The organism is Mesorhizobium sp. B2-8-9, assembly GCF_006439475.1.
Classification (GTDB): domain Bacteria; phylum Pseudomonadota; class Alphaproteobacteria; order Rhizobiales; family Rhizobiaceae; genus Mesorhizobium.
In genome coordinates, this window is the sequence record NZ_VFTQ01000022.1 from 70,739 (window position 1) to 95,172 (window position 24,434).

General features: G+C 65.0%; 22 protein-coding genes and 2 pseudogenes. 11 read left to right on the plus strand and 13 right to left on the minus strand.

Features of this window, described 5'->3' with window-relative positions:
- Nucleotides 1-122: 122 nt before the first annotated feature.
- From FJ423_RS23530 to FJ423_RS23540, 3 genes are all read left to right on the plus strand, one after another.
- Complete coding sequence (locus FJ423_RS23530) at nt 123-521, plus strand: hypothetical protein (RefSeq protein WP_140845431.1); 399 nt, start codon at nt 123-125, stop codon at nt 519-521.
- Between the two features lie 113 nt (nt 522-634).
- On the plus strand, nt 635-1,435 hold the full coding sequence (locus tag FJ423_RS23535) for a GcrA cell cycle regulator (protein WP_140845432.1): 801 nt from the start codon (nt 635-637) through the stop codon (nt 1,433-1,435).
- Nucleotides 1,436-1,556: 121 nt separating this feature from the next.
- Nucleotides 1,557-2,153, plus strand: coding sequence for a DUF6456 domain-containing protein (locus FJ423_RS23540; RefSeq protein ID WP_140845433.1), 597 nt, complete (start codon nt 1,557-1,559; stop codon nt 2,151-2,153).
- A 100-nt stretch (nt 2,154-2,253) separates the two neighbouring features.
- On the opposite strand, the gene FJ423_RS23545 is transcribed toward FJ423_RS23540, so the two are convergent.
- The 4 genes from FJ423_RS23545 to FJ423_RS23560 all read right to left on the minus strand — a co-directional run bounded on the left by FJ423_RS23545 (nt 2,254) and on the right by FJ423_RS23560 (nt 4,912).
- Nucleotides 2,254-3,534: a DUF763 domain-containing protein gene (locus FJ423_RS23545; protein ID WP_140845434.1), complete on the minus strand. Its 1,281-nt coding sequence runs from the start codon at nt 3,532-3,534 to the stop codon at nt 2,254-2,256.
- A gap of 106 nt (nt 3,535-3,640) precedes the next feature.
- Nucleotides 3,641-3,973, minus strand: coding sequence for a hypothetical protein (locus tag FJ423_RS23550; protein ID WP_140845435.1), 333 nt, complete (start codon nt 3,971-3,973; stop codon nt 3,641-3,643).
- Nucleotides 3,974-4,119: 146 nt separating this feature from the next.
- Nucleotides 4,120-4,449 (minus strand): hypothetical protein, encoded by a 330-nt coding sequence (locus tag FJ423_RS23555; protein ID WP_140845436.1) that lies wholly within the window; start codon nt 4,447-4,449, stop codon nt 4,120-4,122.
- A gap of 151 nt (nt 4,450-4,600) precedes the next feature.
- The gene (locus tag FJ423_RS23560) at nt 4,601-4,912 is read right to left on the minus strand and encodes a hypothetical protein (RefSeq protein WP_095768303.1); all 312 of its coding nucleotides are present in this window, start codon (nt 4,910-4,912) and stop codon (nt 4,601-4,603) included.
- Nucleotides 4,913-5,164: 252 nt separating this feature from the next.
- Here FJ423_RS23560 and FJ423_RS23565 point away from each other — a divergent pair, with 252 nt between their 5' ends.
- Nucleotides 5,165-5,518 carry a cupin domain-containing protein gene (locus FJ423_RS23565; protein ID WP_140845437.1) on the plus strand — a complete coding sequence of 118 codons (354 nt, stop codon included), beginning with the start codon at nt 5,165-5,167 and terminating at the stop codon, nt 5,516-5,518.
- Nucleotides 5,519-5,895: 377 nt separating this feature from the next.
- On the opposite strand, the gene FJ423_RS23570 is transcribed toward FJ423_RS23565, so the two are convergent.
- The 3 genes and pseudogenes from FJ423_RS23570 to FJ423_RS23580 form a co-directional block, all read right to left on the minus strand.
- Nucleotides 5,896-7,890 (minus strand): acyltransferase family protein, encoded by a 1,995-nt coding sequence (locus tag FJ423_RS23570; RefSeq protein WP_140845438.1) that lies wholly within the window; start codon nt 7,888-7,890, stop codon nt 5,896-5,898.
- A gap of 229 nt (nt 7,891-8,119) precedes the next feature.
- Nucleotides 8,120-8,341, minus strand: a pseudogene (locus FJ423_RS23575) (alkylphosphonate utilization protein).
- Nucleotides 8,322-8,642 (minus strand): hypothetical protein, encoded by a 321-nt coding sequence (locus tag FJ423_RS23580; RefSeq protein ID WP_140845439.1) that lies wholly within the window; start codon nt 8,640-8,642, stop codon nt 8,322-8,324. Before FJ423_RS23580 ends, FJ423_RS23575 begins: the two are co-directional and overlap by 20 nt.
- 353 nt (nt 8,643-8,995) lie before the next feature.
- Here FJ423_RS23580 and FJ423_RS23585 point away from each other — a divergent pair, with 353 nt between their 5' ends.
- A complete protein-coding gene (locus FJ423_RS23585) occupies nt 8,996-9,325 on the plus strand; it encodes a hypothetical protein (RefSeq protein ID WP_140845440.1) in 330 nt (109 codons plus the stop codon).
- A gap of 81 nt (nt 9,326-9,406) precedes the next feature.
- Here FJ423_RS23585 and FJ423_RS23590 read toward each other — a convergent pair whose 3' ends face one another.
- Nucleotides 9,407-9,634: a hypothetical protein gene (locus tag FJ423_RS23590; protein ID WP_095768306.1), complete on the minus strand. Its 228-nt coding sequence runs from the start codon at nt 9,632-9,634 to the stop codon at nt 9,407-9,409.
- A gap of 469 nt (nt 9,635-10,103) precedes the next feature.
- Complete coding sequence (locus FJ423_RS23595; RefSeq protein ID WP_140845441.1) at nt 10,104-11,033, minus strand: LysR family transcriptional regulator; 930 nt, start codon at nt 11,031-11,033, stop codon at nt 10,104-10,106.
- Nucleotides 11,034-11,165: 132 nt separating this feature from the next.
- Between FJ423_RS23595 and FJ423_RS23600 the strand changes: the two genes are divergently transcribed.
- The 4 genes and pseudogenes from FJ423_RS23600 (at nt 11,166) to FJ423_RS23615 (ending at nt 15,520) form a co-directional block, all read left to right on the plus strand.
- A complete protein-coding gene (locus FJ423_RS23600) occupies nt 11,166-12,596 on the plus strand; it encodes an MFS transporter (protein ID WP_246680247.1) in 1,431 nt (476 codons plus the stop codon).
- A 284-nt stretch (nt 12,597-12,880) separates the two neighbouring features.
- The gene (locus tag FJ423_RS23605; RefSeq protein ID WP_140845443.1) at nt 12,881-13,186 is read left to right on the plus strand and encodes a hypothetical protein; all 306 of its coding nucleotides are present in this window, start codon (nt 12,881-12,883) and stop codon (nt 13,184-13,186) included.
- 215 nt (nt 13,187-13,401) lie between these two features.
- Nucleotides 13,402-14,765: pseudogene (locus tag FJ423_RS23610) on the plus strand (nodulation protein NfeD).
- Nucleotides 14,762-15,520 carry a slipin family protein gene (locus FJ423_RS23615; protein WP_140845444.1) on the plus strand — a complete coding sequence of 253 codons (759 nt, stop codon included), beginning with the start codon at nt 14,762-14,764 and terminating at the stop codon, nt 15,518-15,520. The pseudogene FJ423_RS23610 and the gene FJ423_RS23615 overlap by 4 nt, the downstream one beginning before the upstream one ends.
- Nucleotides 15,521-15,556: 36 nt before the next feature.
- On the opposite strand, the gene FJ423_RS23620 is transcribed toward FJ423_RS23615, so the two are convergent.
- A complete protein-coding gene (locus FJ423_RS23620; protein WP_246680248.1) occupies nt 15,557-16,042 on the minus strand; it encodes a hypothetical protein in 486 nt (161 codons plus the stop codon).
- A 332-nt stretch (nt 16,043-16,374) separates the two neighbouring features.
- On the opposite strand from FJ423_RS23620, the gene FJ423_RS23630 reads away from it, so the two are divergent.
- Nucleotides 16,375-16,758: an SgcJ/EcaC family oxidoreductase gene (locus tag FJ423_RS23630; protein WP_140845445.1), complete on the plus strand. Its 384-nt coding sequence runs from the start codon at nt 16,375-16,377 to the stop codon at nt 16,756-16,758.
- A gap of 116 nt (nt 16,759-16,874) precedes the next feature.
- On the opposite strand, the gene FJ423_RS23635 is transcribed toward FJ423_RS23630, so the two are convergent.
- The gene (locus FJ423_RS23635) at nt 16,875-17,804 is read right to left on the minus strand and encodes a LysR family transcriptional regulator (protein ID WP_140845446.1); all 930 of its coding nucleotides are present in this window, start codon (nt 17,802-17,804) and stop codon (nt 16,875-16,877) included.
- A gap of 98 nt (nt 17,805-17,902) precedes the next feature.
- Between FJ423_RS23635 and FJ423_RS23640 the strand changes: the two genes are divergently transcribed.
- Nucleotides 17,903-18,913 (plus strand): NAD(P)-dependent alcohol dehydrogenase, encoded by a 1,011-nt coding sequence (locus FJ423_RS23640; RefSeq protein ID WP_140845447.1) that lies wholly within the window; start codon nt 17,903-17,905, stop codon nt 18,911-18,913.
- A 188-nt stretch (nt 18,914-19,101) separates the two neighbouring features.
- Here the strand turns inward: FJ423_RS23640 and FJ423_RS23645 are convergent, their stop codons facing one another.
- Together FJ423_RS23645 and FJ423_RS34280 are read right to left on the minus strand one after the other, a co-directional pair.
- Nucleotides 19,102-22,911 carry an autotransporter domain-containing protein gene (locus FJ423_RS23645; RefSeq protein ID WP_140845448.1) on the minus strand — a complete coding sequence of 1,270 codons (3,810 nt, stop codon included), beginning with the start codon at nt 22,909-22,911 and terminating at the stop codon, nt 19,102-19,104.
- A 264-nt stretch (nt 22,912-23,175) separates the two neighbouring features.
- Nucleotides 23,176-24,138, minus strand: coding sequence for an AraC family transcriptional regulator (locus FJ423_RS34280; RefSeq protein ID WP_246680249.1), 963 nt, complete (start codon nt 24,136-24,138; stop codon nt 23,176-23,178).
- Nucleotides 24,139-24,434: the final 296 nt, after the last annotated feature.

Genomic DNA, 24,434 nt, shown 5'->3' on the forward strand with positions numbered 1-24,434 from the left:
AATGAACATCCCGCAAGCATTTCCGCACAGCCGATGATTCCGGTGCCGCCGACGAGCATCTCAGGGCTTATCGATTCCTGGCGGAGCATCGACGCGTTCGCCGCCACGCAAAAGGAGGCGGCATGAACGCGTTGCCTTTCCAATTCGAACCGTCTTTCCCGTTCGAATCGCCTGTCGAATTCCAATCGTCCGGACCGTCCTCCTCCCCGGTCCGGGCGCATTCCGGGGCGCTTGCCCCGGATCCGGCTGAACCGCCCGCACCCCGGTTCACCGGAACGGCCGGAGCCGTTCCTCCCCCGGTTCCGGCCCCCAATTCGGGCATAAGCTGCATCCGCACAGAGGACGGCACCGTCATCCTGTTCGACCGGAAGACGGGCCGCGCGGTGTCGGGCCTGACGCGGGCTGCGGCCGAGGCCGCTCTTCTCCGACTCACCGGCGCGGCGCCAGAGCAATTCCAGGAAAAGTGCGAAGCGGTTTTCCGTCCGGAATTGCGCCAAGACAACGCTGCCGGCGCCGCCTGACCTTCAACGCCTTCGCTGACCTGACCACCAAACGGCCTCGCGGCCGAACCCTGGCGCCTGGCCTGAAGCCTGGCGCTTCGCCCCAAGCGCTTCGCAATCAACGGAATGAGCAGATGGCAGCCGCCTACACCGAGAAGGAAATCGACGAGATCGCCGCTTTGCTGAAGGAGGGGCTGTCGGCCTCGCGCATCGCCGGCCGCTTCAGCGCGCTGCGCGGCAGCCCGGTCTCGCGCAACGCCATCATCGGCATCGTCCACCGCAACGCCGGCTTGAGCGCCATCGGCTTCGCCAATCCCAAAGGCGGCCGCGCCGGCGGCAGGCCGAGGAAGCATGCCCGGCCGGATCGTCCGGGCAGGCGGGGCAGGGCGGCGGCCGGAGGCGTGACGCTCTCCGAACCTGCCGCGCTTTCAAGGCATGCCGAATTGGTGGAGGCCGCCGGCGTCGAAGCTGCCAATCTCCCCCCTTGCGGGGGAGATGCCCGGCAGGGCAGAGGGGGGTGCTGTCCCGCCGACATGTCGGTCTATGCGATTCCCTCGAAATCGGGCGCCATTAGCACTCGTGCCAACCGCGCCTCCAAAAAGTCCAACGCCCGCAAACCCGCGCGCACCCTGCCGCCCGCCTGGCTCGCCCCCGGCACCCGCGAAAAATCCGAAGCGCATCTTTACAAGCTCCCGGCGCCGCCGCCTCCGGTGAACCCCGGCCGCCAGCCGCATGTCGCGGCCATGCGCTTTCTCGATTGCCTGTTCGGCCGCTGCCGCGCACCGCTCGATCTCGCGCTGCGCGAGGATGCCGAAGCCGACCCGCAAGCCGTGCGCCCGGGAGCGGACATGCTCTGCTGCGGTCTGCCGACGTCGGCCACGCGCTCCTACTGCGCCCATCACCATGCAAGGTTTCACGGCCATCGCGGCAGGTGATGTGAGGGCGCCAGGCTCTCCCTTCTCCCCTTGTGGGAGCATCCGGCTCGGCGCTCTGCGCCGAGCCGGATGAGGGTGTCTCGCGCCAACATTTCTAGAATTCCAACCCAAGGACCGCACCATGCCCCGCAAAGCCGCCAAGAAACCCCAGCCGCCAAAGCTCCCCAAGGGCGAGGCCGAGCAGGTGCGCATCCGCCGCGAGATCGGTCACGACTTCGCGCTGAAGCCCGGCGGCTTCGGCCGCCAGCGCCTCACCACCGGCACGGCGGAAGCGCGCCGCATCTACGAGGTGTCGAACGGCGGCTACACCTCCACCGGCGGCGTCGTGCGCCTGCGCAATGTCGATCCGCTCACCGGCATCACCTCGCTTAGCCGCCAGCAGCGCGAGGCCGGCCAGCGCTTCCGCGACGATTTCGAGCGTAGCCAGCGCGAAGGCCTGCAGCCGCAATCCTGGAGCGAGCGCGTCGATAGCGGCCGGATCGGCGGCGGCGTCCCGGACCGGGTGCTCTCAGCCGGCCGGGCGTATGCCCACGCTGCCGCTGCGCTCGCCCATTGGGAAGTGGCTGAGGTGGTGCGCAAGACCTGCCTCGAAGGCCAGTCGGTGAAGGCCATCGCCGAACGCGCGGGCGAGGGGCGCGACGTGGTTGTGAAGCTGCTGAAGGTCGGGCTGGATCTGTTGGCGGTGCATTACGGGATGATGGGGAGGAAGGTTGGGTAGGGGGCGAGATGGACGCGGCCAAATCAAGAGCTTGGCAAAGCAAAGTGAATCACGATGTGAGATTGCTGACGTGAACTTGCAGAGGCGCTGATCTTCGACCTTATTTGCGGAGTCCGGTGTGCGTTTTGGAGGTTGGCTCCTCGCCACCCTCAGGCTTCCCCTCCCACCCGAACACGCTCCGTCCGCCCAGCAAATGCGACTGGTCCATCTCGCCGGCGACAATCTCCTTCAGACTCGGCCCCGTCACATACCGCTCCATCCTGCGCGACTCACCGTCCAGCCGCCTCAGCGCCTCCAACTCTTCGGTTCTTCCGAGCTTTGCCTTGCCCACCGCCGATTTCAGCACGGTGATCGTCTCGTCATAGACTTTCAGCGGCACGGGGAAGGGGTGGCGGTCCTTGCCGCCATGGGCGAGGGAGAAGCGGGCCGGGTCGGAGAAGCGATAGGGCGCGCCGTGCACCACTTCCGACACCATGGCCAGAGCCCGCACCGTGCGGGGGCCGACGCCGGGGACCAGCAGCAATTCAGGAAAATCCTTTGGGCCGCTTTCGATGGCCGAGGCGATGTTGCCATGCAGGCGGCGCATGACGATGTCGCTTTCGCGCACATCGTGATGCGCCGGCATGACGAGGTTGGGCAGCAGCGGCTGCGCGGCCGGTTCAGGCTCCGACCGCGGTTCCAGCGCGGCCAGCTCGGTCAGGATCTTTTCCGGGCTCATCGTCTTGAGCAGCGCGATCTGGCCCCCGCGGGCCTTCTCGGCGCGACGGTCGGTGAGGTTGACGATCTCGCCCTGGCGCTCGCCCTCAATCGCCGCATGCGGCTGGTCGACGAAGCTTTTGAGCCCCTCCGACAGCCAATGGTAGCGGCGAGCCTGACGGGCGTCGCCGTTCATGCCTTGCTGCACCACCACCCAGCGCCCGTCATCGGTGACGATGAAGCCGTGCAGATAGAGGTCGTAGCCGTCCTGCACCGCGGCGCTGTCCACCTTGGCGACGAGCCGGCTGGCGGTGGCCAGGGCATCGCCGTCCAGCCCGACGCGCTCGCCGATCGCCAGCAACTCGCCGGGCGTCTTGCGCGAATGCGCGCCGCGCCCGCCGCAGACATGGATGCCGAGCTCGTTGCTGAGCGGGTTGAGCCCGCGCTTCAGCGCGCCGATGACGGAGGTGGTGATGCCCGAGGAATGCCAGTCCATGCCCATCACGGCGCCGAAGGACTGGAACCAGAAGGGATGCGCCAGACGCCGCAAAAGCTCATCGCGGCCGTAATGATGGATGATCGCCTCACACAGCACCACGCCGAGCTTCGTCATCCGATCGCCCAGCCATTTCGGGACCCGCCCGCCATGCAGCGGCAGGTCGGCGCTGCCGCTTCGCTGCGTCAAGGATGTTCTCCGTGGATGCCGGAGAATTAGATGGCATTTTGCCGGGAATTTGCAAGGCGCCGACACGATCTCCCCCTACGAGGAGGGAGATCAGTCCGCCGGCCCGCTAATACCGGTAATAATACCCGTGGTGATGCCTGTGACGGTGCCGGTGATGATGCCTGTGGTGGTACCGATGGGGATAGATGTAGTAGTGCCTGTAATACCGATGGTACCGGTAGTGCGGATACCGGACCACGTAGCCGGGATAGTAGTCGTCATAGTAGCGCGGTCCATAATAGCGACCGCCGTAATCGTAGAACGGGCCGCCGCCGTAGAACGGGACACCGAAGAACGGGCTGAAGCCGCCGAACGGCCCGAAGAACTGTGCATCCGCAGGCGCGACCGTGGCTGCGGCGGAGGCGACGGCAATCGCCGAAGCAAGTAAGAGTTTTCTCATGGCAACCTCCTCCTGAAGGCCGATTACCAAATAAACGGTCGCTGCAAGCGTATGTTCCCAATCGCTAATATTCGCAGCGCGTGGTCACCTTCGAGGATAGGTCGCAAAAAGCGGCCAACAAGCCAGCCCCTCGTTGCCAGGGAGGTTCAATACCTGCAGACGCGGATCGCCTCGTAGACCCGGTGGTGATGACGCCAGTGTCTCACATATTCGACTTGGCAGCGCCTGTGATGCCGGAAATAGTAATTCCGGTAGTAATGCGGCCTGTAGCTGTAATACTGGCGGTAATACGGCCGATACAGGTAGCGGTCACTGTAATAGTCGTCACCATAGAATGGCCTGTAATCGTCGTAATCGTCGTCGTAATAACCGTCCCCGATGCCGATCCCGAATTCTAGGCGTCCGGCATTGGCCGGGCCGATCACGGCGAATGCCGACGCAATGGCTATAGCGGAGGCGAGCAGGAGCGTTTTCATAACTACCTCCTCCTGGAGTTGATCACCCCATAAACGCGCCGGAGGCAGGGTATGTTCCAAATTGCTAATATTCGCCCGCCCATCCCTGGGGATGGGCGGGCGGCCATCTCCCTCGCGAGTAGGAGATCAGCCAATCATGGGCACCGCTCGGTCAGCGCTCGCAGATGCGGATTTTTTCGATGACGCGGTGGTGATGGCGCCAGTGCTTCACGATCCTGACCCGGCAATTATCGCCATAATACCGGCTATGATAGCGGACCACATAACGTTCACGATCCGGGACATAGTAGTCGTCATCATCGTAGACATGCCGGTAATAGCGGTGAGGGTAGTATCCGCCATAATAGTCGTCGTCATAGCCTGGACCGACGCCGATACCGAGTTGCACGCTGCCGGCGCTGGCCGGCGCGATCGCGAACGCCGAGGCGATGGCGATCATCGAAGCAAGCAGAAGCTTTTTCATCGCTGCCTCCTTGAGTTGCAGGACGCCCCTTCGAGAGATAAACGGTTTCGACGGGGCCGGTGTTCCGAGGAAAATGCGCGGCCCCTGTCTCGGGGGCGAGCCCGTTCGCAAATGCGGGAAAACGCTCGCTCCCCCGCAAGGGCGCACGGACCAGCGGGAATAGCGCGTCGCGCGATGTCGCAGCATCACTCGCGCACCTTGGCGCCATCGGCTATGCCACACCTGACGTAAATCTCAACCGCAGGAGCTCCCATGACCAAGCAGACCATTCTCAAATTCGGCGCCGTCGAGCATGCCGAGGCCGGCGACCTGCCGGGCTGGATCGTCGTGGAGGGTAGGCCGACCATGCAGACGGCCGTGCAGCACACCACCGGGGACGGCAAGGTGATGTCCGGCACCTGGCGCGCTTCGCCCGGTACCTATCACGCCACCTACACCGATTATGAATTCGTCCACATGATCGCCGGCCGCATCATCATCACGCCCGACGGCGGCGAGCCGGTCGAGGTCGGCCCTGGCGATGCTTTCGTGGTCGAGGCCGATTTCAAAGGAACGTGGAAGATCCTCGAGCCGGTGACGAAGCATTTTGTCGTTGTGGTAAGGTGAGGGGGCATGAGCTGCTGATCTCTCCCCACAACGACTACGCTACGCACACAACCTCTGTGACTGGCGTGACTGATCAGGCCGAAGCTTGATTGCCAGGTGGTTCCCCCAATCCGTCGCTGCTTCGCAGCGCCACCTTTCCCCCTCCGGAGGGAAAGGAAGGGAGCGTTGCTGGACGGACGTTGACGGCAAAAGCTTGGCGCCTTTCCTCTACCCCGTCGATCGGGGGAGAGGTGGCTCGGCGAAGCCGAGACGGAGTGGGGGTCGACCAGCGCTACATAGGATAATGCATGCGCCAAGCTGCCATGCACGCTATCGCCAAAGGCCAGCCGCTTGGAAATGTGTCCATGCCGTAGCCCACAACGGGGAGATTGGCAGCATCACCTTCCCACCTTCGAAATCACCCTCTTTTCCACGTCCGGCTCCAACGATTTCGCGAAGGGTGTCGCCATATGGTGCCGGTCGCGGAAGGCGAGCTTGCCGTCGATGAAGACGTGGCAAATGGTGGCGCTGCAGAAGCGGCCGGTGAGGTCGACGTAAGCAGCGTTGGGGATGCTGTCGACAATATCGCGCTCCACCCCCGCCATCTTGTCGTTGGCGGCATAGGCCCGCGTCTGGTCGCAGCGCGAGGGCGTTTCGTTCCGCCAAAGCGCCCGCGCCACGCAGGTGTCGACATTCGCGTTGTTGAACGGCACGTCGCGGATGAAGGCGACTTTGAGGCCGGCCTGGCTCAGGCTGGTGAGCGTGGAGCGCAGGCCGGCCCGCCAGTCGGCGTCCTGACTGTCCGTGTCGCCGTCGCGCCCCGCCATCTTGCGCCCGCTGCTCAGCGCAAGCTCCGATATGACCACCAGCGCTGGCTTTGCGCGGATGATCTCCTTGATCGCCTGCTCGCGCCAGCGGTCGCATTCTGCGTAAGCGCGCTTCAGCTCGGCCGACCAGACGCTGATGCGCGAGGCGCGGCAGGAGTTTTTCAGCCAGGTCATCACCCGGTAGCCGTTTTTCCGGCCCGCCTCGATCAGCGGCGTCGACCAGTGGTCGGCGTGGGAGTCGCCGAACAGGGCTATGGTGCGCCGGCCGTCGCCGAACACACAAGGGATCGGCGTGACCGTCTCGTAGTCCAGCACGCAGCCTGCTTTGGCGCGGGCCGTGGAGGGTTCGGCGGCGCTCGCGGCTATGATGCGCTGCTGCGGGTCGAGATCATGCGCGGCGAGCCTGGCATTGCCATAGGCGGCTGCGACGCCGGTGCCGGTCAGGAGGAGGGCCGGCACCAGCGCCCGCGCCGCATTGGCCATCAGCCAGCCGCTGCGACGGATCGGGTTCTCGATGAGGTGGTAGCTGAGGATGGACAGCGCGAGTGTCAGCGCAAGGCAACAGAGCCGCTCGGCGGGCGTCAGCTCCGGCGCCAGCATGCCGGCATAGACGATGACCGGCCAATGCCAGAGATAGAGCGAATAGGAGAGCCTGCCGATCCATTGCAAAGGCGGCAGCGCCAGGGCGGCGTTCACGCAGTTCCGTTCGGAATTGCGCAAACGAGGAGTGCCGTCCCTGACGCCGGCCGCTCCCGCCTTGAGCAGAAGGACTGTGCCGGCCACCGGCAGAAGCGCCAGAAAGCCGGGGAAGGGAGCGTCCTCGCTGAAGGTGAGATAAGCGGCCCCGATCATCGCCAGTCCGGCCAGGCTCAACGCCCGCCCCAGCCGCGGACGCTCCTGCAACAGCCGCGCCGGCACCATCGATGCGAGGCCGCCGGCGGCAAATTCCCATGCGCGCAGCGGCGAAAAGTAGAACGCCCAGGGTGGCGATACGCTCGTCAGCCAGGCGCAGAGGACAAAGGAGACGAGGCCGGCCGCGGCGATTGCAATGACAACCGAGCGTTTGCCCGGCTTCAGCCAGGCGGCCAGCATCAGCAGCGCCGGCCAGGCGAGGTAGAATTGCTCCTCGACCGACAGCGACCAGTAATGGATGAACGGGTTGCTCGCGGCGTCATTGGCGAAATAGTCGAACGACCAGCGGATCAGCCACAGATTGATCATGTAGGCCGAGGCGAACATGGCGCCCTTGGAATAGAGCGCCTGTTCTTCCGGCGACAGGATGACCGCGCCGGCGGCAAGTGTGGCGACGATGACGAAAAGCGCCGCCGGCAGCAGGCGCCGCGCGCGCCGGGCGTAGAAACGCAGAAGGTCGAGCCGGCCGGTGCCGGAAATCTCGGCGACCAGATGGCGGGTGATCAGATAGCCCGAGATGACGAAGAAGATGTCGACCCCGGCAAAACCGCCGGGCAGCGCGGTCAGGCCGAAATGGTAGGCGATGACGCCCGCCACGGCCACCGCCCGCAACCCTTCTATGTCGGGCCTGAAATCCTGCGCTGATGCTGACACGAATACGAACCTCGCAAGCTCGTTCGTATCCCGCCTTGGGGAAGACTTGCGCCTGCGGGCTCATACCGCAATGCAACAAATCTAACGCGGTGCAACATAAAGGGAGGGCGACGACGTGCGGCAGCACCGGAATTGCCGAGCTCCTCCCTTCCTGAGGTGACTAGCCGGCGGCGCTCCCGCTGCAATAAAGCAGCCGGCCGCATGATCTCCCACAAGGGCCGTGCCGCATTCACGCCTTCTTCACGAACTCCGTCTTCAGAACCAGGCCCTTCACCTGCTTGGTGTTGCATTCGATCTCGCCGGGATTGCCGTTGAGGCGGATGTTCTTCACCAGCGTGCCGCGCTTGACCGTCTCGGACGTGCCCTTGACCTTGAGGTCCTAGATCAGGATGACGGAGTCGCCATCCTTCAGCGTCGTTCCGTTGCCGTCTTTAACGATAGCGTCTGTCATGGCGGATCTTCATCGGTTGCGTGGTCTGCGCCCCGCCTATCGCGCCGATCACGGCCGGGTCAAGCAGGTTGGGACTGGTCATCTTGCCTGCAAGGGCGAGATATGGCGCTACCTCGTAATCATCGCTTGCCAGACGTGACAGGCTTTCGGCGGTGACGGCCGCAGTGCCATCCTCGGACTTCACGTTCTGAGATCCGATCCGATCACGCGCCGATGCCGTCGGTAGGCCTGGTGGGCGATATTTGAGGCCGATGCCAGACAGGCGCCGGGAACTGGCGGCCGCGGTGCCGTTGTCGGTCAAGCGTTGAATCGGGGCGGTGACGCTCCGGCTTGGTCCCGCGACATCCGGCTTGAAAATTGAGGCTGGCCAGGAGCGGGCGGTACACCTCGAAGATGCCCGCCCGTCCGGCGCCGCCGCCAAGCTGCTGAAACCCCGTCCGTCCCCAACAGCAACGGTCATGGCGTGACCAGTGGTTGCCGAGTGCCATTGGCGCGGTGCCCTGTCAACGCCGCCGGACAGCGGCCCGGAAGCGTCTTTTTAGCCGCCTTTTCGTCCTCGAAGCACGCTTTGCAGCCGTGCCGGGGACACGGCGAAAAGCCACGAAATGGCGGAATTCCGGGCTTTTGAGATATCCACCAGGCAGCGCCGCGCATATGCCTATCCGCTTGAATAGGCTGATTTTTCGCCGGCCGGCATGTCGCTTCGACCCCGACTTTTTTTGGGTGCAATTCGGCAGTACAGCATTGATGCCCGGCGACGACGGGATTCCGCTTGAAAGCGGCATCGAATCTATCTGTGAGCCGTTTCATGACCCGCTCATGAAAGACGTGATAGAGTGTCGCCGAATGGGGGAAGTTGCGATGGCCAAACGGTTGTTCGAGGTTCTTGCCAGACGGCGGTCATGGCTGGACCGGGTCGCTTTGGGGCTGCTCGTGTTCCTGGCGACCCTGGTCGCCGCGCTGATGGGCGGCGCCAGCACTTAAAGCCAGGAAAAGTGCCTGGCGGTTTGCTCGGCGACTTCGCCGCGCTTCGTGCACACTGGCGCCAATGCAAAACGGAGCGCGCTATTTCCTTTGGCCTATAGCCTTGAATTCGAATGTCGTGGGCCTGAGCCTGACCGGTTTCGGCCGCTCGGTGAGATCGACGACGCGGACCCATCTGTCGGCGCCGGCGCGCAAAGTGACTTTCTGGCCAAGCGCCTTCTCAGCCGCCTCGAAAGGCGTCTTTGCTGCGGCCGAATGGACCGCGACGACGGCTTCGCCGTCCATTTCCTCGACACGATAGATTGTCATGCGGGGCGCCCGCCGCTCTGCTCTCGCCCTTATACATTTTATTAGAAGTTACGAATGAAAGGCAAGACTCCCGGGTGTAGCGAAAGCGAAGCCGGCCGGGTTTACTCCTCTATAGCAGAGGGCGCGCCGTAGCCGCGCAGGCCGGTTCCGTTACAGGCCTGGCAGGAAGCCCGTTGTCCAGGGCAATTGTGGCGCAACGCGCCAGAGGGACAGCATGCGCCGTTCGACGCCACCTGTTTCTCGCACTCGAACACCTTGCCGGCGCCCAGGCACCGGGGGCAGGCGAACTTCCTGAATTCGCTCAAGCGAGCCTCCGGCTATTTCACGCGCGCCCGGCAACGCGCTGACTATGCCGCGGGTTCCATGACAGACACGGTTAGTCCTGCGTACGATAGTGCATGTTAGTAATGGCTAATATGATAAAGGCATCGCCTGCAACGCGCGGTTGGTTCCGCGGTGCCGCGGCGTATCAGGGCATGGGTTCCTCGCCCTCGCGAAACGGCGGAGAGGAAAGGCGGCACACCTCTTTCACCAGCCCGCGCAGCCAGCGATGCGCCGGATCGGCGTCGAGCCTCGGGTGCCACAAGAGCGAGACCGTCAGCGCGGCGAGCTTCACCGGCAGCGTGAAGGTGAACAGGCCCTCGCGCAGCGTTCCGGTATAGCGTTCCGGCACCGTGGCGATGAGGTCGGAGCCACGCGCCAGCGCCAGCGCCTCGGCGAAGCCGCCTACGACGGTCGCGACTGTCCGCGTCAGCCCGGCGAGCTCCAGGGCGTCATCCACCGGGCCGCGGTCGAGGCCGCGGCGCGAGATCAATATGTGCCGACCGGCGGCGAAGCGCGCAGCGGTGATCCGGCCTTCGCACAAAGGATGGCCGGCCCGCGCGACGCCGACAAAGCGGTCGCGGAACAGCGCCTGCGCGCGCACCTCCGGCCCGGTCGAACCGCCCACTACGCCGGTCTCCAGATCGACCGCGCCCTCGCGCATCGGGCCGCTGTCCTTGTCGGGCTTGGGCACGAAACGCAGTTGCACGCCCGGCGCTTCCTCAGCCACGCGGGCGAGCAGCGCCGGGCCGAAATTCTCGACGAAACCATCGCTGTTTCGCAGCGTGAAGCTGCGGCCAAGCCGCGCGAGGTCGAGCCGCTCGGCAGGCCGCAGCACCGCTTCCGCCTCCTTCACCAGCCGCCCGACCTGCCCGCCGAGCTCGACAGCGCGCGGCGTCGGCACCAGGCCGCGCCCGGCACGCACCAGAAGCGGGTCACCGGTCGCCTCGCGCAGCCTCGCCAGGGCCCGGCTCATTGCCGAAGGGCTGAGCTTCATGCGCCGCGCGGCTTTGGCGACGCTGCCTTCGGCAAGCAGCACGTCAAGCGTGACGAGCAGGTTGAGATCGGGTCGCGACATGGCGCGACCCTAGCACGGATTCGTCAAAGCGGCATGGCGTCTGATGCACTATTCAAGTGCATACGCTGCGTGTTCCGCCATGTCATGCGCGCTCCTATCTTCCCCGCAAGTTCAACCGACGGAGAAGAAATCATGGCCGACATTGCCCAAACCCGCGCTGCGCCCCTGCGCCATTCGACGGCGGGCGCGTTGGCCAGCCTGTCGCTTGCCATGCTCGTCTCCTCGCTCGGCACCAGCATCGCCAATGTCGCGCTGCCGACGCTGAGCGTGGCCTTCGCCGCGTCGTTTGCGGCGGTGCAATGGGTGGTGCTTGCCTATCTGCTCGCCATCACGGCGCTGATCGTCAGCGTCGGGCGTCTCGGCGATGTCGTCGGCCGCCGGCTGCTGCTGATCGCCGGCCTGACGCTTTTCAGCGCCGCTTCGTTTGCCGCCGCGCTCGCGCCGTCGCTGGCGATGCTGATCGCAGCCCGCGCCGTGCAAGGCCTGGGCGCCGCGGTGATGATGGCGCTGACGATAGCCCTCGTCGGCGAGACGGTGCCGAAGCAACGCACCGGCAGCGCCATGGGCTTGCTCGGCACCATGTCGGCGATCGGCACCGCGCTTGGACCCTCGCTCGGCGGCGTGCTGATCGCAGCTCTCGGCTGGCGCTCGATCTTCCTCGTCAACGCCGCGCTCGGCGCCGTCGCGCTGCTGGCCGTCTGGCGCTTTTTACCGGGCAACAAAGGGGCGGGCATCGACCGCGCAGAGGCGAAGGGAGCCGCGCGTTTGGATATGCTGGGGACGCTGCTGCTTGCCGCCACGCTTGCCGCCTACGCGCTGGCCATGACCATGGGGCGCGGTCATTTCGGTGGTCTGAACATGGCGCTGCTCGGCGGGGCAATTGTTGGCGCGGCGCTGTTCGTCGTCGCCGAGGCCAAGGTGGCGTCGCCGCTGGTCAAGTTCGCGCTGTTGCGCGACCCGGTGCTGGCGCCGAGCCTCGCCATGAACGCGCTGGTCTCGACGGTGATGATGGCCACGCTGGTCGTCGGCCCGTTTTTCCTGTCGCGTGCGCTGGGCCTCGGCGACGCTGCGACCGGAGCCGTGATGTCGATCGGGCCCGTGGTCTCGGCGTTCTGCGGCATCATTGCCGGGCGTGTCGTCGACCGCCTCGGCGCTGCCGCGATGGTCATGGCCGGGCTGGTGCTGATGGTCGCCGGCTGCGTCGCGCTCGCTGTGCTGCCGGGCGTCTTCGGTGTCGTCGGCTACGTGGCGGCGATCATCCTGCTGACGCCCGGCTACCAACTCTTCCAGGCGGCCAACAACACCGCCGTCATGGCCGACGTCGACAGCTCCGAGCGCGGCGTGGTGTCGGGCATGCTGAGCCTGTCGCGCAATCTCGGCCTTGTTACCGGCACGGCGGTGATGGGCGCGGTGTTCGCCTTCGCCGTGGGCACCAAGGATGTCGCGACGGCATCGCCGGCAGCGGTCGCCGGCGGCATGGGGTTCACCTTCGCGGCGGCCACGGGGTTGGTGGCGTTGGCGGTCGCGATAGCGGTGGCTGGGCGGAGAGGGCGGATCGCGTAATCTGGGGAGAGCGGCAGCTTCGGCGCCACGCCGTCCCTTCCGCGATCGCGCAATTTCGTCACCGCACGGGGAGCATATTCTGACACGCGGCGGTGCCCATTCCGCCTTCGGCCGGTGCCTCAGCTATCCCAACGAACCCCCGCCCACTGCGGCGCCGGCCCATCCTCCCACCCGATCTCGACCGCGCGCCGGAGCGGATGGCGCATGTCGTCCTCCCCGGAACCAAAGCGACAGGCAGCGGTTTACCCAGCCGAAGGGATGATTCAGGAATCAGGAATAAAGCAATGAAAACAGCGCTTCTTGCTGCCCTGGCGCTCTGCGTCGCCGCACCCGCCGTCGCTTCGGCGGCCGAGGCCGATGTCGTCATCAGGACGCATCACAGGCATCATTATCATCACCGCCCCGCCATCATCATCAATGACGAGGGCCATCGCTTGCATCACCGCCATCACGGCACGGTCGCCTTCTATGACAATGGCAAGCGTAGCTGGCGTTATCGCCATCACCGTCGTCAGGACGTGGTCGTCACGAGTTCGATCCACCGGCACCATCATCGTCGGGTCGTCGTCGAGGGCGGCTCCGACTATTGACGCCCCGCGCCCCGGCTCGTGCGATCAGACACGGGCCGGGAGCGCCTTTTTCCGATTTGTCTCTTCAGGACCGATTCCGCTGCGCAGCGCTTTCAGCGCGCTGGCCTGAACCACGGCGCCCAACCGCAGCCGCCGACGGTTGGCGCAGGCGCCCTTCGACGCCCATTGGACTTCGCCACGGCACAACCCATATTTGAGCTCATGGAGCTTCGAGCGTGACCTTCGCGCGGGTGGCCCTTTTCGCCGTTGCCCTTCTGGCCGCGGCTGCCGTTTCTTCCTTCTCCTCGACCGGGAGCGGGAAGGTCGCGTTGAGCGTTGCCATTGACGGCGCTATCGGGCCGGCCAGCACCAGGCAGCTCGAGGAGGCGCTCGATACTGCTGCTCAACGCAACGCCGAAGTGCTCATCCTTCAGCTCGACACGCCGGGCGGCCTGGTCACCTCGATGCGCGAGATGATCGCCGACATCTTGGCCTCGCCCGTGCCCATTATCGGCTACGTCGCGCCGGCCGGCGGCCATGCGGCGAGCGCCGGCACCTACATTCTTTACGCAACCCATGTCGCGGCGATGGCGCCGGGCACCAATCTGGGCGCGGCGACGCCGGTCGAGATGGGCGGGCTGCCGTCGCTGCCGGGCGGCGACAACGACAAGAACCAGAAGGGCGTCGCCGAGCCGCCCGGCGACGAGATGATGGCAAGGTGACCAATGACGCGGTCGCGCTCATCCGCTCGCTCGCCGAGATGCGCGGCCGCAACGGCGACTGGGGCGAGAAGGCGATGCGCGAGGCAGCGAGCTTGTCGGCCAACGCCGCCCTGCAAGAGCATGTCATCGACTTCGTCGCTCGCGACGCTGCCGAGTTGCTACAGCTTGCCGACGGGCGCACCGTCGATGTCGCCGGCGCCAAGAAAGTGCTGGCGACGAAAGGGCTGCCGGTCGAGACGCTGGAGCCTGGCTGGTTTATACGGCTGCTCTCCGTCATCACCGACCCGAACACCGCCGTCATCCTGATGCTGGTCGGCGTCTATGGCCTCGTCTTCGAGTTCACCAGCCCAGGCGCCGTGGCGCCCGGTGTCATTGGCACCATCTGCCTGGTGCTCGGGCTCTATGCGCTCAACCTCTTGCCGATCAACTATACCGGCCTGGCGCTGATGGTGCTCGGCATCGCCTTCCTGATCATCGAGGCCTTCAACCCCACCGTGGTTCTGGGGTTGGGCGGCGTCGCCGCTTTCCTGCTCGGCTCGGCCATGCTGCTCAGGATCGAAGGGCCGGGCTTTGCCATGTCGTGGGCGGTCATCGGCCCCGCCGCCGTGCTGACGCTCGGGCTGGCGCTGCTCACCGGAACCTATGTCTGGGCGGCGCGCAGGAAACCGCCGCGCGTCGGCGGCGAGGCGATGCGCGGCCTGCCCGTCGAGATCGTCGACTGGCAGGGCGGCGAGGGCCATGTGCTGGCTTTGGGCGAGCGTTGGCGGGCGAGGGCCGACGAACCGGTCGCACCCGGCGACAGCGTTGAGGTGACCGACGTCAGCGACCTCGTGCTGACCGTGCGGCGTCGCGATGCGAGCAACAACGGAGTGAAATGATGGTCGGTTACGTGGCCTATCTCATCATTGCCCTGCTGGTGATCATCTTCCTGGCGGCGGCCATCCGCATCCTGAGGGAATATGAACGCGGCGTGGTCTTCACGCTCGGCCGCTTCACCGGGGTCAAGGGCCCCGGTCTCATCATCCTCGTCCCTTTCGTCCAGCAGATGGTGCGGGTCGACCTGCGCGTGGTGGTGCAGGACGTGCCGCCGCAGGATGTCATCTCGCGCGACAACGTCTCGGTCAAGGTCAACGCCGTGCTCTATTTCCGCATCGTCGACGCCGAGCGGGCAATCATCCAGGTCGAGGATTTCATGGCCGCCACCAACCAGCTGGCGCAGACCACGCTGCGCTCGGTGCTCGGCAAGCACGAGCTCGACGAGATGCTGGCCGAACGCGACAAGCTCAACAGCGACATCCAGGAGATCCTCGACCAGCGCACCGATGCCTGGGGCATCAAGGTCTCCAATGTCGAGATCAAGCATGTCGACCTGAATGAAAGCATGATCCGCGCCATCGCCAAGCAGGCCGAGGCCGAGCGGCTGCGCCGCGCCAAGGTGATCAACGCCGACGGCGAGCAGCAGGCGGCGGCGAAGCTGGTCGAGGCCGGCCGGATGGTTGCGGCCGAGCCGCAGGCCATGCAGCTGCGCTATTTCGAGGCCCTGCACGACATCGCCGGCGAGCGCTCGTCCACGGTGGTATTCCCGCTGCCGGTGGAATTGCTCGGGCAGTTCATGAAGGGCCAGGGCAAATGAGGCATTGACGCTGCCGGTCTTCCCTCGTCGGCAGAGTCAATCAGCCCCGCCGCCCGAACCCTTGCCGCATTCTGCCAGCACCTTGCCGATCGCAGCACCTGAGCCTTTCAGCGGAAAGCTCGCCGTGCCGTATTTGTCGGCCGAGATCGTCACCTCGCCCTTTCCCCGCAGCAGCGCCAGCAACGGGTCGGAAGGGCCGGACAGGTCTGCCGTGAAGTAATTGTACATCGCCTCGAGCTCGAGCTTTTTGGTCACGCTCTTGCCGCCGGCCTTGAAGGTGAAGGATCCGCCGATGCCGGGCTCCAGCTGCCCGCCCGCGGCGCCGAGATCATAGCTCAGCACCGGCTTATCGAAGCAGGCCAGCATCAGACGCGCATCGCCCTTCGGCCCGCCGCACACGGAAGCCGTCATCACGCTGCCGCCTTCGTCCTCCTCCATCCGGGCGGACCAGGCGCAAGGCGCGGCATGGGCGGAAGGGGTGGCTAGAAGGGCAAGTGTGACGATTGCCAGTGCGCTTTTCATGGTCGATCCCCACCGTGGCGGGCATCATATAGAGATTGGCGAAAGTCGGCGAGCGGCCAATCTCTCCTGAATGGATCTCGCTTAAGTGCTCTTGGCCGGCTCGAACAATTCCAGCAGATTGCCAAAGAGTCGACCAGCAAGATCTGCGAGCCGCCCGGCCTCGTCACGATTTCATTGCGGAAGTTTAGGCCTGCCATGCGCAACCGGGCGACCTCCTTCGTCGCAAAACGCGGGCGATAGCGCTCGGGTTCGTCCGCGGCGTTGCCGGCGACGGCGATTGCACCAGGTTTGACGACAAATCCGACCGCCGACGATTGCAAGGAGGTAAAGCGATGACCGATGACGCAACCGCGATCCGCCAGGTGGTCGAGACCTGGATGGCGGCGAGCCGGAAAGGCGATCTGGAGACCGTGCTTGGTCTGATGACGGACGATGTCGTCTTCATGGTTCCCGGCAAGGAGCCCTTCGGCAAGGAAGCCTTCGCCGCGGCCTCCAGGAGCATGGGCGAGACCAAGATCGACGGTGATAGCGAGATCGTCGAGCTCAATCTGCTCGGCGACTGGGCCTATATCCGCAACCGCATCGAAATGACGGCGACACCGCCCGGCGGCGAGCCGGTGCGGCGGTCCGGCTATACGCTGACGCTGCTGCGCAAGGAGAATGACGGCCGCTGGCGGCTGGCGCGGGATGCGAATTTGCTGGCGGCTAAAGGGTAGGGCGCGGTCGCCGGAACTGGCTATCCCCTTCTGGCTATCCCCTTCTGGAGCGAGAAACCTTGTCCTGCGAACGCGGCGTTCGGGATCGCCGGCGCGAATGCCCGGCTAACTCGCGCTTACTTTCGCCACGGCGGCTCAGGCGCGAAGCGCTTGCCGATCCAGTCGGCGAAGGCGCGGGTCTTGGCGGCCTGACCCTTGGCCGAGGGCATGACGACATAGACCGCGCCCTCGTCGGCAAGTGTCCAGTCTTCCAGGATCGGCACCAGCCGGCCGTCGGCGAGCTCGCGCCCCACCAGCCAGTCGGTGCTCATCATCAGGCCGACACCCTGCACGGCGGCCTCGACCAGCACCTCGGCGTCATCGCTGACCAACGGCCCCGAAACCTCGATGCGCACGCGCCGGCCCTCGCGGTCGGTCATCTCCCAGGCCGGAAAGGTCTGGAAGCCGGAGAAACCCAGGCAGCTATGCTCCAGCAGCGCCTGCGGCGTTTCCGGCCTGCCCCTTCTGGCGAGGTAGGAGGGCGCGGCGCAAAGCAGCCGGCGCCGCGTCGCCACCTTGCGCGCCACCAGGCGCGAGTCCTCCAGGCTGCCCAGCCGTACGGCGACGTCGAAATTCTCGGCGACGAGATCGGCGAAGCGGTTGGAGAACTCTGCCTCGATGTGGACCTCGGGGAACTCCGCCAGGAATTGCGGCAAGAGCGGCCCGATCCACATGCGCCCGAAGGTCCCGGGCAGCGCCAGCTTGAGCAGGCCGCGCGGCCCGCCGGCGGCATGCGCCGATGCAGCCGCCTCGGCCTCGTCGACCGAGGCCAGGATGGCGCGTACGCGCAACAGGAATTCCGCGCCCGCCTCGGTAAGCGACACGCTGCGCGTGGTGCGGTGGAGCAGCCGCACCCCCAGCCGCTCTTCCAGCGATTGGAGACGGCGCGACAGGATGGTCGCGTCGCGCCCGACCCTCGCTGCCGCCCTGGTGAAGGAGCACGCCTCGGCGACGGCCGCGAAGGCCGCCATTTCGGCAAGGGCGGAGGGCTCAACTGATTGCTGCATGATTTGCAATACTCAAATGCAAAGTCCAACGATTATCGAGTAGTAGCGCAGCAGCTAGGTTCGCTCAATCGTCCATCGACCATGCACGGAGTGAACCCATGAAAGCCATCGAACTCAGCCAACCCCGGCTCGACGCCTTCCGCGCCGCCAGCATCGCCACGCCCGAACCGCAACGCGGCGAGGTGCTGATCCGCCAGCGTGCGGCGAGCCTGAACTTCGTCGATGTCGCCGTTGCGAGCGGCAATTATCCCGGCCCGGTGTTTCCGCTCGTTCCCGTCGCCGACGGCGCCGGCGAGATCGTCGCGCTGGGCGAGGGCGTGACGACATTCAAAACTGGCGACCGCGTTGTTGCCCACGCCAAGCCGCGCTGGATCGGCGGCCGGCCGCGTCCCCACGAGATGACGCAGATGCGCGGCATCTCGTTGCCCGGGTCGCTGGCCGAATATGTCGCGCTGCCGGCCAACTCGGTCGTGCCGGTCCCGGCGCATCTCTCCTTCGGGGCGGCCTCGACCTTGCCGATCGCCGGCACCACCGCGTGGAACGCCATCCGCGCCGCCGATGTCGGGCCGGGCTCCGTCGTCGTGCTGCTCGGCACGGGCGGCGTCTCGATCTTCACCCTGCAGCTTGCCAAGGCGGCCGGGGCCACCGTCATCATCACGTCGTCCTCGGACGAGAAGCTCGAGCGGGCCAAGGCACTCGGCGCCGATCACCTGATCAATTACCGCGCGACACCGGATTGGGACGGCAAGGTGCTGGAACTGACCGATGGCCTCGGCGCCGACCTCGTCGTCGAGACCGGCGGCACCGCCACCTTCGCGCGCGCCGTCAACGCCACCGCGCCCGGCGGCACGCTGTTCACCATCGGCTTCGTCACCGGCGCCGAGCCCACGGTCAATCTGCTGCCGATCATCATCAAGGCGCTGAAGGTGGTGGGCAACAACACCGGGTCGGTCTCGGACCTGCGCGACGCTGCCCGTGCCATCGGCGCCGCCCGGATCGAGCCGGTCGTCGACAAGGTGTTTTCACAAAACGAGGCGACCGAAGCCTACACCTACATGGCCGCCGGCGGCCTGCATTTCGGCAAGCTGGTGTTCGGCTTGGATTGGTAGGAAGAGCCGACGCTGGAGTGGGCGAAAGCGATGAATCTCTCGGTCTCCCTGAAGCCGACTTCCCTGACAGGAAGATGTGGGAGCTTCAATCCGCCTCGCCGCCCGAGCCCTTGCCGTATTCGGCCGGCGGGGGCGCTCCGTCGACCGAGCGTTCTCATGCTACTCCCGATCCTTCTCACCTCTCGCCATCAGAACTGGACGTCGAGGTAGGCCTTGGCGCCGTTGTCGGCGTTATGGGAGCCGAACTGACCGGTGTAGGACAGGCCGAGCGTGGCATTGGCCGAGATCGGCAGGTCGAAACCGGCCTCGATCACCACGCTGTCCCTGGCGATAGGTACGCCGGCGATGGTAAAGGCATCGCCGCCGGCGAAGGCGAAAGTCGAAGTCGGCGTGACATCGCCGAAGGCATGGCGCCAGCCGAGCGTGCCACGCGCGGTCGCCTCGATGTTGCCCAGCGTCAGGCCGGTCGAGGTGCGTAGCCCGAGCGTGGTGAAGGTCGCGTTGGTGGTTGAACTTGCGCTGGTTAGGGCTGCACCGCCACCTTTCTCGGTGAAGCCGTCGGTGTGCACGCTGACATAGGCGAGATTGGCGAAGGGCTCGAACTTGAAGCGCCCGGCATCGGCCTTGTAAGCGAGTTCGCCGAACACCTGTGCCGTGCCGGCGTCGTAGTCGGCCGACAGTTGATCGGCGAAGCCATCGAAGGCAACCGCGCGCTTTGTCGAGATGCTGTTCCAGCTGTAGGCGGCGCCGGTGCGGAAGGCGATGGCGCCCCAGTTAGTGCCCCCGTAGAGCCCGAGATGGTAATTGTCGCCGGCGCCGCTGGAACGGCGAGCGTTAGCGTCGAAAGTCGAATGGCTGTAGCCGCCTATGGCACCGACGCGCCAGTCCCCGACCAGGCTATCGGCGCCGACCAGGAGGCCGCCGGTCGAACGATCGAAGGCGGCGGCATTGCCCTCGCTGCCGGTATGTCCCCACGAGCCGAAGGCTTGGCCCCAGACGGCGAAGCGATCGGTGTCGGCCGCGACCATTTCGGGGCCGCCCTCACCATAGGCCATGACCGGTAATGCGGCTGCGTCGGCATCGCCGAACGCAGCGCTGATCCGCCTGGTGGCGGCGTCGCGGATGAAGCGGCTGTCATCGAGGAGCATGCCCTTGGCCGAGGCGTGAATTTCGCCGGAAAGCTGGTCGAAGGCCGCTTGGGCAGTTGCCTCTGTCGGCAGCACGGCGATTGCGTCGTAGAGCGGATTACCAGCCCCCAGGCTTTCGGCGCCACCGCCGGTGGCGATCTGGTTCGGCGTCAGGCCAACCTGAGCGAAGGTCTTTTGGACCACATCGAGATAGACGTGATTGGCGTCATAGCTGTCGACGAGGCCGAGGAAAGCCGTGCCGATATCGCCGGTGAGCGCGTAGTTTCCGGCGACGCCACCGTCGGCTTGCAGCACCGTGTAATGTGTGCCCGCTACGTAAGGCGCGGCATCCGTCTTGACCACGTCGAGCACCGATCCGGCGGCGATCGTCGCTGCGCCGGTCGCCTGGATCAAATCGGACTGACCGGCCGAGGTCAGTTCGGCCTGATAGATTGAGCCGGCCGCCTGATCGACGTCGCCCGCCACATTGAGCGTGCCGATCGAATTGCCCGGCGCGATGATGCCGCCGGAATGCGCCGCGATTCCGCCCACCGTGCCGTTGCCGCCCAGTATGCCGCCCGAGATCGTCACCAGCGAATTCGCCAGCGAACCGTTCACGGCCAGCCGCCCGCCGCTCACGTTGGTCGCGCCGGTGAAGGCGCTGGAATCGGCGGTGAGATTCGTGTTGCCGGCGATCTGGTTGATCGTGCCGGCACCGCCGATCGCCGACGCGAAGGTGTAGTTCGTGTCGGTGTGGTTGAAGTTGATTGCGCCCGCACCCGGTCCGAACTGGACACTTGCCGCATTGAGCGTGCCCGCGGCCGCCGCTGGCGATCCGCTCGCCGCACCGATGTTCAGCGTGCCGACGGAGCCCGCCAGGAAGGCGATGTTGACCGCGCCGCCGGTCGACACCGCGCCGCCATTCGAGATCGTCAGTGTGCCTGTACCAATACTGCCGACATAGAGATCTCCGCTATTGGTCCATGTCGAGCCAGGGCCGCTGACCGTTGCGGTACCGATGGACCCGGCACTAGCTCCCAGATAGCCATCTGTGTTGCTGACCGTGCCGCCGTTCGAGACGTTCAATGAGCCGGTACCACGATGACCGACAAAAAGGAGGCTGCTGCTGGTCCAGCTTGAGCCCGCGCCGCTGACCATTGCAGTACCCATGGATCCGGCATCAAAAGCCAGATAGCCGGCGTTGCTGGCGACCTTACCGCCGTTTGAGATCGCCACCGTGCCGGTGCCGTCTGCGCCAACATAGAGGTTGGAACTGTTAGTCCAGGTCGCCCCGACGCCATCAACAAACGCCATGCCCGTCGAGCCCGCCTTCGCGCCTATGATCGCAGAGCCGTTGCTGACCGCGCCATGCGAGACCGCGAGCGTGCCGGTGCCATAATCGCCGACAAACAGATCCCCGCTGTTGGTCCAGGTCGAGCCGGCGTTGTCGACGAACACCATGCCGATGGAGCCCGCCTTCGCGCCGACAGCGGCCCAAGTGTTGCTGACAACGGCGCCGTGAGAGATCGCCAGGGTGCCGTTACCGAAATCGCCCACCATCAGGTTGGAGCTGTTTGTCCAGGTCGAGCCGGCGCCATCGACGAACGCGATGCCGGTCGAGCCTGCCTGCGCGGCGATATTGCCCTCACCATTGCTGACCGCGCCACCATTTCCGATCGTCAGCACACCGGTGCCGCTATCGCCGACATAGAAGTTCGAACTGCTGGTCCAGGTCGAGCCGGCACCGGTGACCACCGCTGTGCCGACAGAGCCCGTCTGCGCGCCGATCATACCGATGGTGTTGCTGACCGCGCCGCCATTCGAGACCGTCAGCGCACCCTGGCCCTGGAAGCCGATGAAGAGGTCCGAAGTGTTGGTCCAGGCCGAGCCGGCACCATCGACCGTCACCAGGCCTTTGGAGCCTGCGGCATAGCCGGCATAGCCCACCGAACTGGTGACTGCGCCGCCATTGGTGATCTCCAGCGCGCCGAAGCCCGCGTTTCCAACCGCAAGGGCCGCGTTCGCCCAGGTCGAACCAGCACCGTCGACAGTTGCTGTGCCAGTGGAGCCCGCCAGGTTGCCTAGAATGCCGCTCAGATTGCTGACCTTGCCGCCGCTCGAGATGTTCAGCGCGCCGGTGCCCTGATCTCCGACGTACAGGTGGGAAGAGTTTGTCCAGGTCGACCCCGCGCCGTCGACCGTCACCATGCCGTTGGAGCCTGCATGCGTACCGATGCTGCCCGTGGCGTTGTTGACCGCGCCGCCATTGATGATGTCCAGTGTGCCGACGCCACGTTCGGCGATGTACAGATCGCCGCTGTTGGTCCAGGTCGAGCCGGTCCCGTCCACCGTGACCGTGCCAGTGCCCTGACCGAAACCGACATGGCCCACGGTGTCGCTCACGACGCCACCGTTTGAGATCGTGAGGGTGCCGGTGCTGTCGGTGCCCAAGGCAAGGAAAAGGTCGGAACTGTTGCTCCAGAACGAGCCCGCTCCAACGACGCTTGCGTTGCCGTTGGCGTTCGAAGCGTAGCCGAGATAGCCGGCGGTGTCGGAAAGCGTGCCGCCGTTCGTAATCGTCAGCGAGCCTGTGTAGCTCGCAATGGTGCCAATAAACAGATTTTGCGCGGCTGCGTTCGGCGCATTGACCACGGCCGGGTGCGGAAACGCCGCGTCGAGGGTGACGTCGTCGCTCGATGTCGGGACAGCGGCGGGATTCCAGTTTCCGGCGGTGAACCAATCCGTGGAGGCCGTGCCGGTCCAGATCTCGGCTGCCGTGGCGCTTGGCTGGCCAAGGCCGATCAGCGCCGTCGACGTCAACGCCAGATATTTCAACGCCTTCTTCCGGCCTTCAAATCCATTCTTCGGCATTTAATCCCCTGACAGACAAGTCATTTCACCCTGAAGGTGACATGTCATTGGAGCCCGGCATTGTCTTGGGCAGCGCCGCACTGGAATTGGACTGGAAAGAGATGCCGGTTCTTTTCTGCGCGCTGTGATGGTTTGGCACCACCGAGCATTTTGCAGCCAAGCGGCGTCGCTTGGCGTCGCAAAAATGCGGCTAATACAAGCAGATAGAGCGAATGGAAAAATCGGAAATCGCGTCGCCTGATCGATTTCGGGAGACGCCCGGTTCTATCTGGCGCTTGTTGGCGTGTAGCCGAAGCGGCGGCGGAAGCAGCGATTGAAGTAGGACACGTCGCTGAAGCCATTCATCAGCGCGATTTCGCTGACGCGCAAGGCGTCGTTGTGCCTTTGCGAGAGCATCCTGTGCGCGTACTGCAAGCGCAGTTCGAGAACGCGTTCGGAGAAGCTGATGCCTGTCTCCTGCAGCAGATCCTGGACATAGCGCGCCGACAGGCCGAGCTCTTTTGCGACGCCTTGCGCGGAGATTTCTGGATCGGTGAAGCCGCTGCGAATTTTAGTCAGAATCGCTTGCGTCCGTACCGCACGTAGACCTCGCGCGTCCGCATTGTCGTCCGCCGTCACAGGTGCGGTAGGGGAAGCGGTGGCGGCGATCAGATCGGCAATATGATCGGCCACGAACTGCATGGTCAGTTGAGACTCGGCTTCTTTCTCATGGGCCAGAACGCCGACATAGGCACGAACAAGGGCGTTGATCATCATGGAGCTAGACACGGCCGTCATCAGGCGATCCTCAAACCCTGCACATCGCTGATGCACGCGTTCGCGATCGGTCTGCACGGCGATCAGGCCGCATTGTCCGTCGCTCACTCGGATGATTGACGGAGCGCTCTGCTCGACAAGAACGGACGCGCCTGGACTCAGATCGACGCTCCTTCCCGACTGGTCGACGCTGAGCGCGGAGTGTCCGGCGTTGAGAAGCAACACGACATTGTTGGTACTCTGGGCCACAATGTCTTCAGTGGTTCTCGATATCGATTTGACAGTGCCGTGGATCGTGCCCACCGAAACGTCGCAAGTTCGAACAATCCTGAGTTCGCCTTCGAACGATCTGCCGACGGCCGGATCGGCACGCAGACGGGCGTAACCGGATGACAGCGTTGAGATCCACTGCTCTTTCTGGATTTGTTCGCCGACGATCAGGTCGCTGGAATTGTAGATAATCCTGTGCAAGCATCCCTCATACTGCAAGCACGTTCCCCTGCCTGCATCGTAACAGCATCAAGACCTCAACCGGCGAGCCGATGAAAACACCGTCTTTCGTGACAAGGAAGCGCCCGCTAAAACCCGCAGTCTCAAAAAAAATCGAACGCGACACTTTCCATTCCAGGAATTACCAGCAACATTGAGCGGTCGGCGTTCAGCTGATTGAGCCCCTTAATCGAGCCCAACCACGCTTGGCGTCACCCGAAAGTATGACGCCAGCAAAATCCTCCAGGCGGGATCGGTGTCCTTGCACCGGGCCGCTG

Bases quoted from the DNA above. Each gene is read 5' to 3' on its own strand.
- FJ423_RS23530 (WP_140845431.1), top strand. From the start codon at position 123: ATGAACGCGTTGCCTTTCCAATTCGAACCGTCTTTCCCGTTCGAATCG.
- FJ423_RS23535 (WP_140845432.1), top strand. From the start codon at position 635: ATGGCAGCCGCCTACACCGAGAAGGAAATCGACGAGATCGCCGCTTTG.
- FJ423_RS23540 (WP_140845433.1), top strand. From the start codon at position 1,557: ATGCCCCGCAAAGCCGCCAAGAAACCCCAGCCGCCAAAGCTCCCCAAG.
- FJ423_RS23550 (WP_140845435.1), bottom strand. From the start codon at position 3,973: ATGAGAAAACTCTTACTTGCTTCGGCGATTGCCGTCGCCTCCGCCGCA.
- FJ423_RS23555 (WP_140845436.1), bottom strand. From the start codon at position 4,449: ATGAAAACGCTCCTGCTCGCCTCCGCTATAGCCATTGCGTCGGCATTC.
- FJ423_RS23560 (WP_095768303.1), bottom strand. From the start codon at position 4,912: ATGAAAAAGCTTCTGCTTGCTTCGATGATCGCCATCGCCTCGGCGTTC.
- FJ423_RS23565 (WP_140845437.1), top strand. From the start codon at position 5,165: ATGACCAAGCAGACCATTCTCAAATTCGGCGCCGTCGAGCATGCCGAG.
- FJ423_RS23585 (WP_140845440.1), top strand. From the start codon at position 8,996: ATGCCTATCCGCTTGAATAGGCTGATTTTTCGCCGGCCGGCATGTCGC.
- FJ423_RS23590 (WP_095768306.1), bottom strand. From the start codon at position 9,634: ATGACAATCTATCGTGTCGAGGAAATGGACGGCGAAGCCGTCGTCGCG.
- FJ423_RS23595 (WP_140845441.1), bottom strand. From the start codon at position 11,033: ATGTCGCGACCCGATCTCAACCTGCTCGTCACGCTTGACGTGCTGCTT.
- FJ423_RS23600 (WP_246680247.1), top strand. From the start codon at position 11,166: ATGGCCGACATTGCCCAAACCCGCGCTGCGCCCCTGCGCCATTCGACG.
- FJ423_RS23605 (WP_140845443.1), top strand. From the start codon at position 12,881: ATGAAAACAGCGCTTCTTGCTGCCCTGGCGCTCTGCGTCGCCGCACCC.
- FJ423_RS23615 (WP_140845444.1), top strand. From the start codon at position 14,762: ATGATGGTCGGTTACGTGGCCTATCTCATCATTGCCCTGCTGGTGATC.
- FJ423_RS23620 (WP_246680248.1), bottom strand. From the start codon at position 16,042: ATGAAAAGCGCACTGGCAATCGTCACACTTGCCCTTCTAGCCACCCCT.
- FJ423_RS23630 (WP_140845445.1), top strand. From the start codon at position 16,375: ATGACCGATGACGCAACCGCGATCCGCCAGGTGGTCGAGACCTGGATG.
- FJ423_RS23635 (WP_140845446.1), bottom strand. From the start codon at position 17,804: ATGCAGCAATCAGTTGAGCCCTCCGCCCTTGCCGAAATGGCGGCCTTC.
- FJ423_RS23640 (WP_140845447.1), top strand. From the start codon at position 17,903: ATGAAAGCCATCGAACTCAGCCAACCCCGGCTCGACGCCTTCCGCGCC.
- FJ423_RS23645 (WP_140845448.1), bottom strand. From the start codon at position 22,911: ATGCCGAAGAATGGATTTGAAGGCCGGAAGAAGGCGTTGAAATATCTG.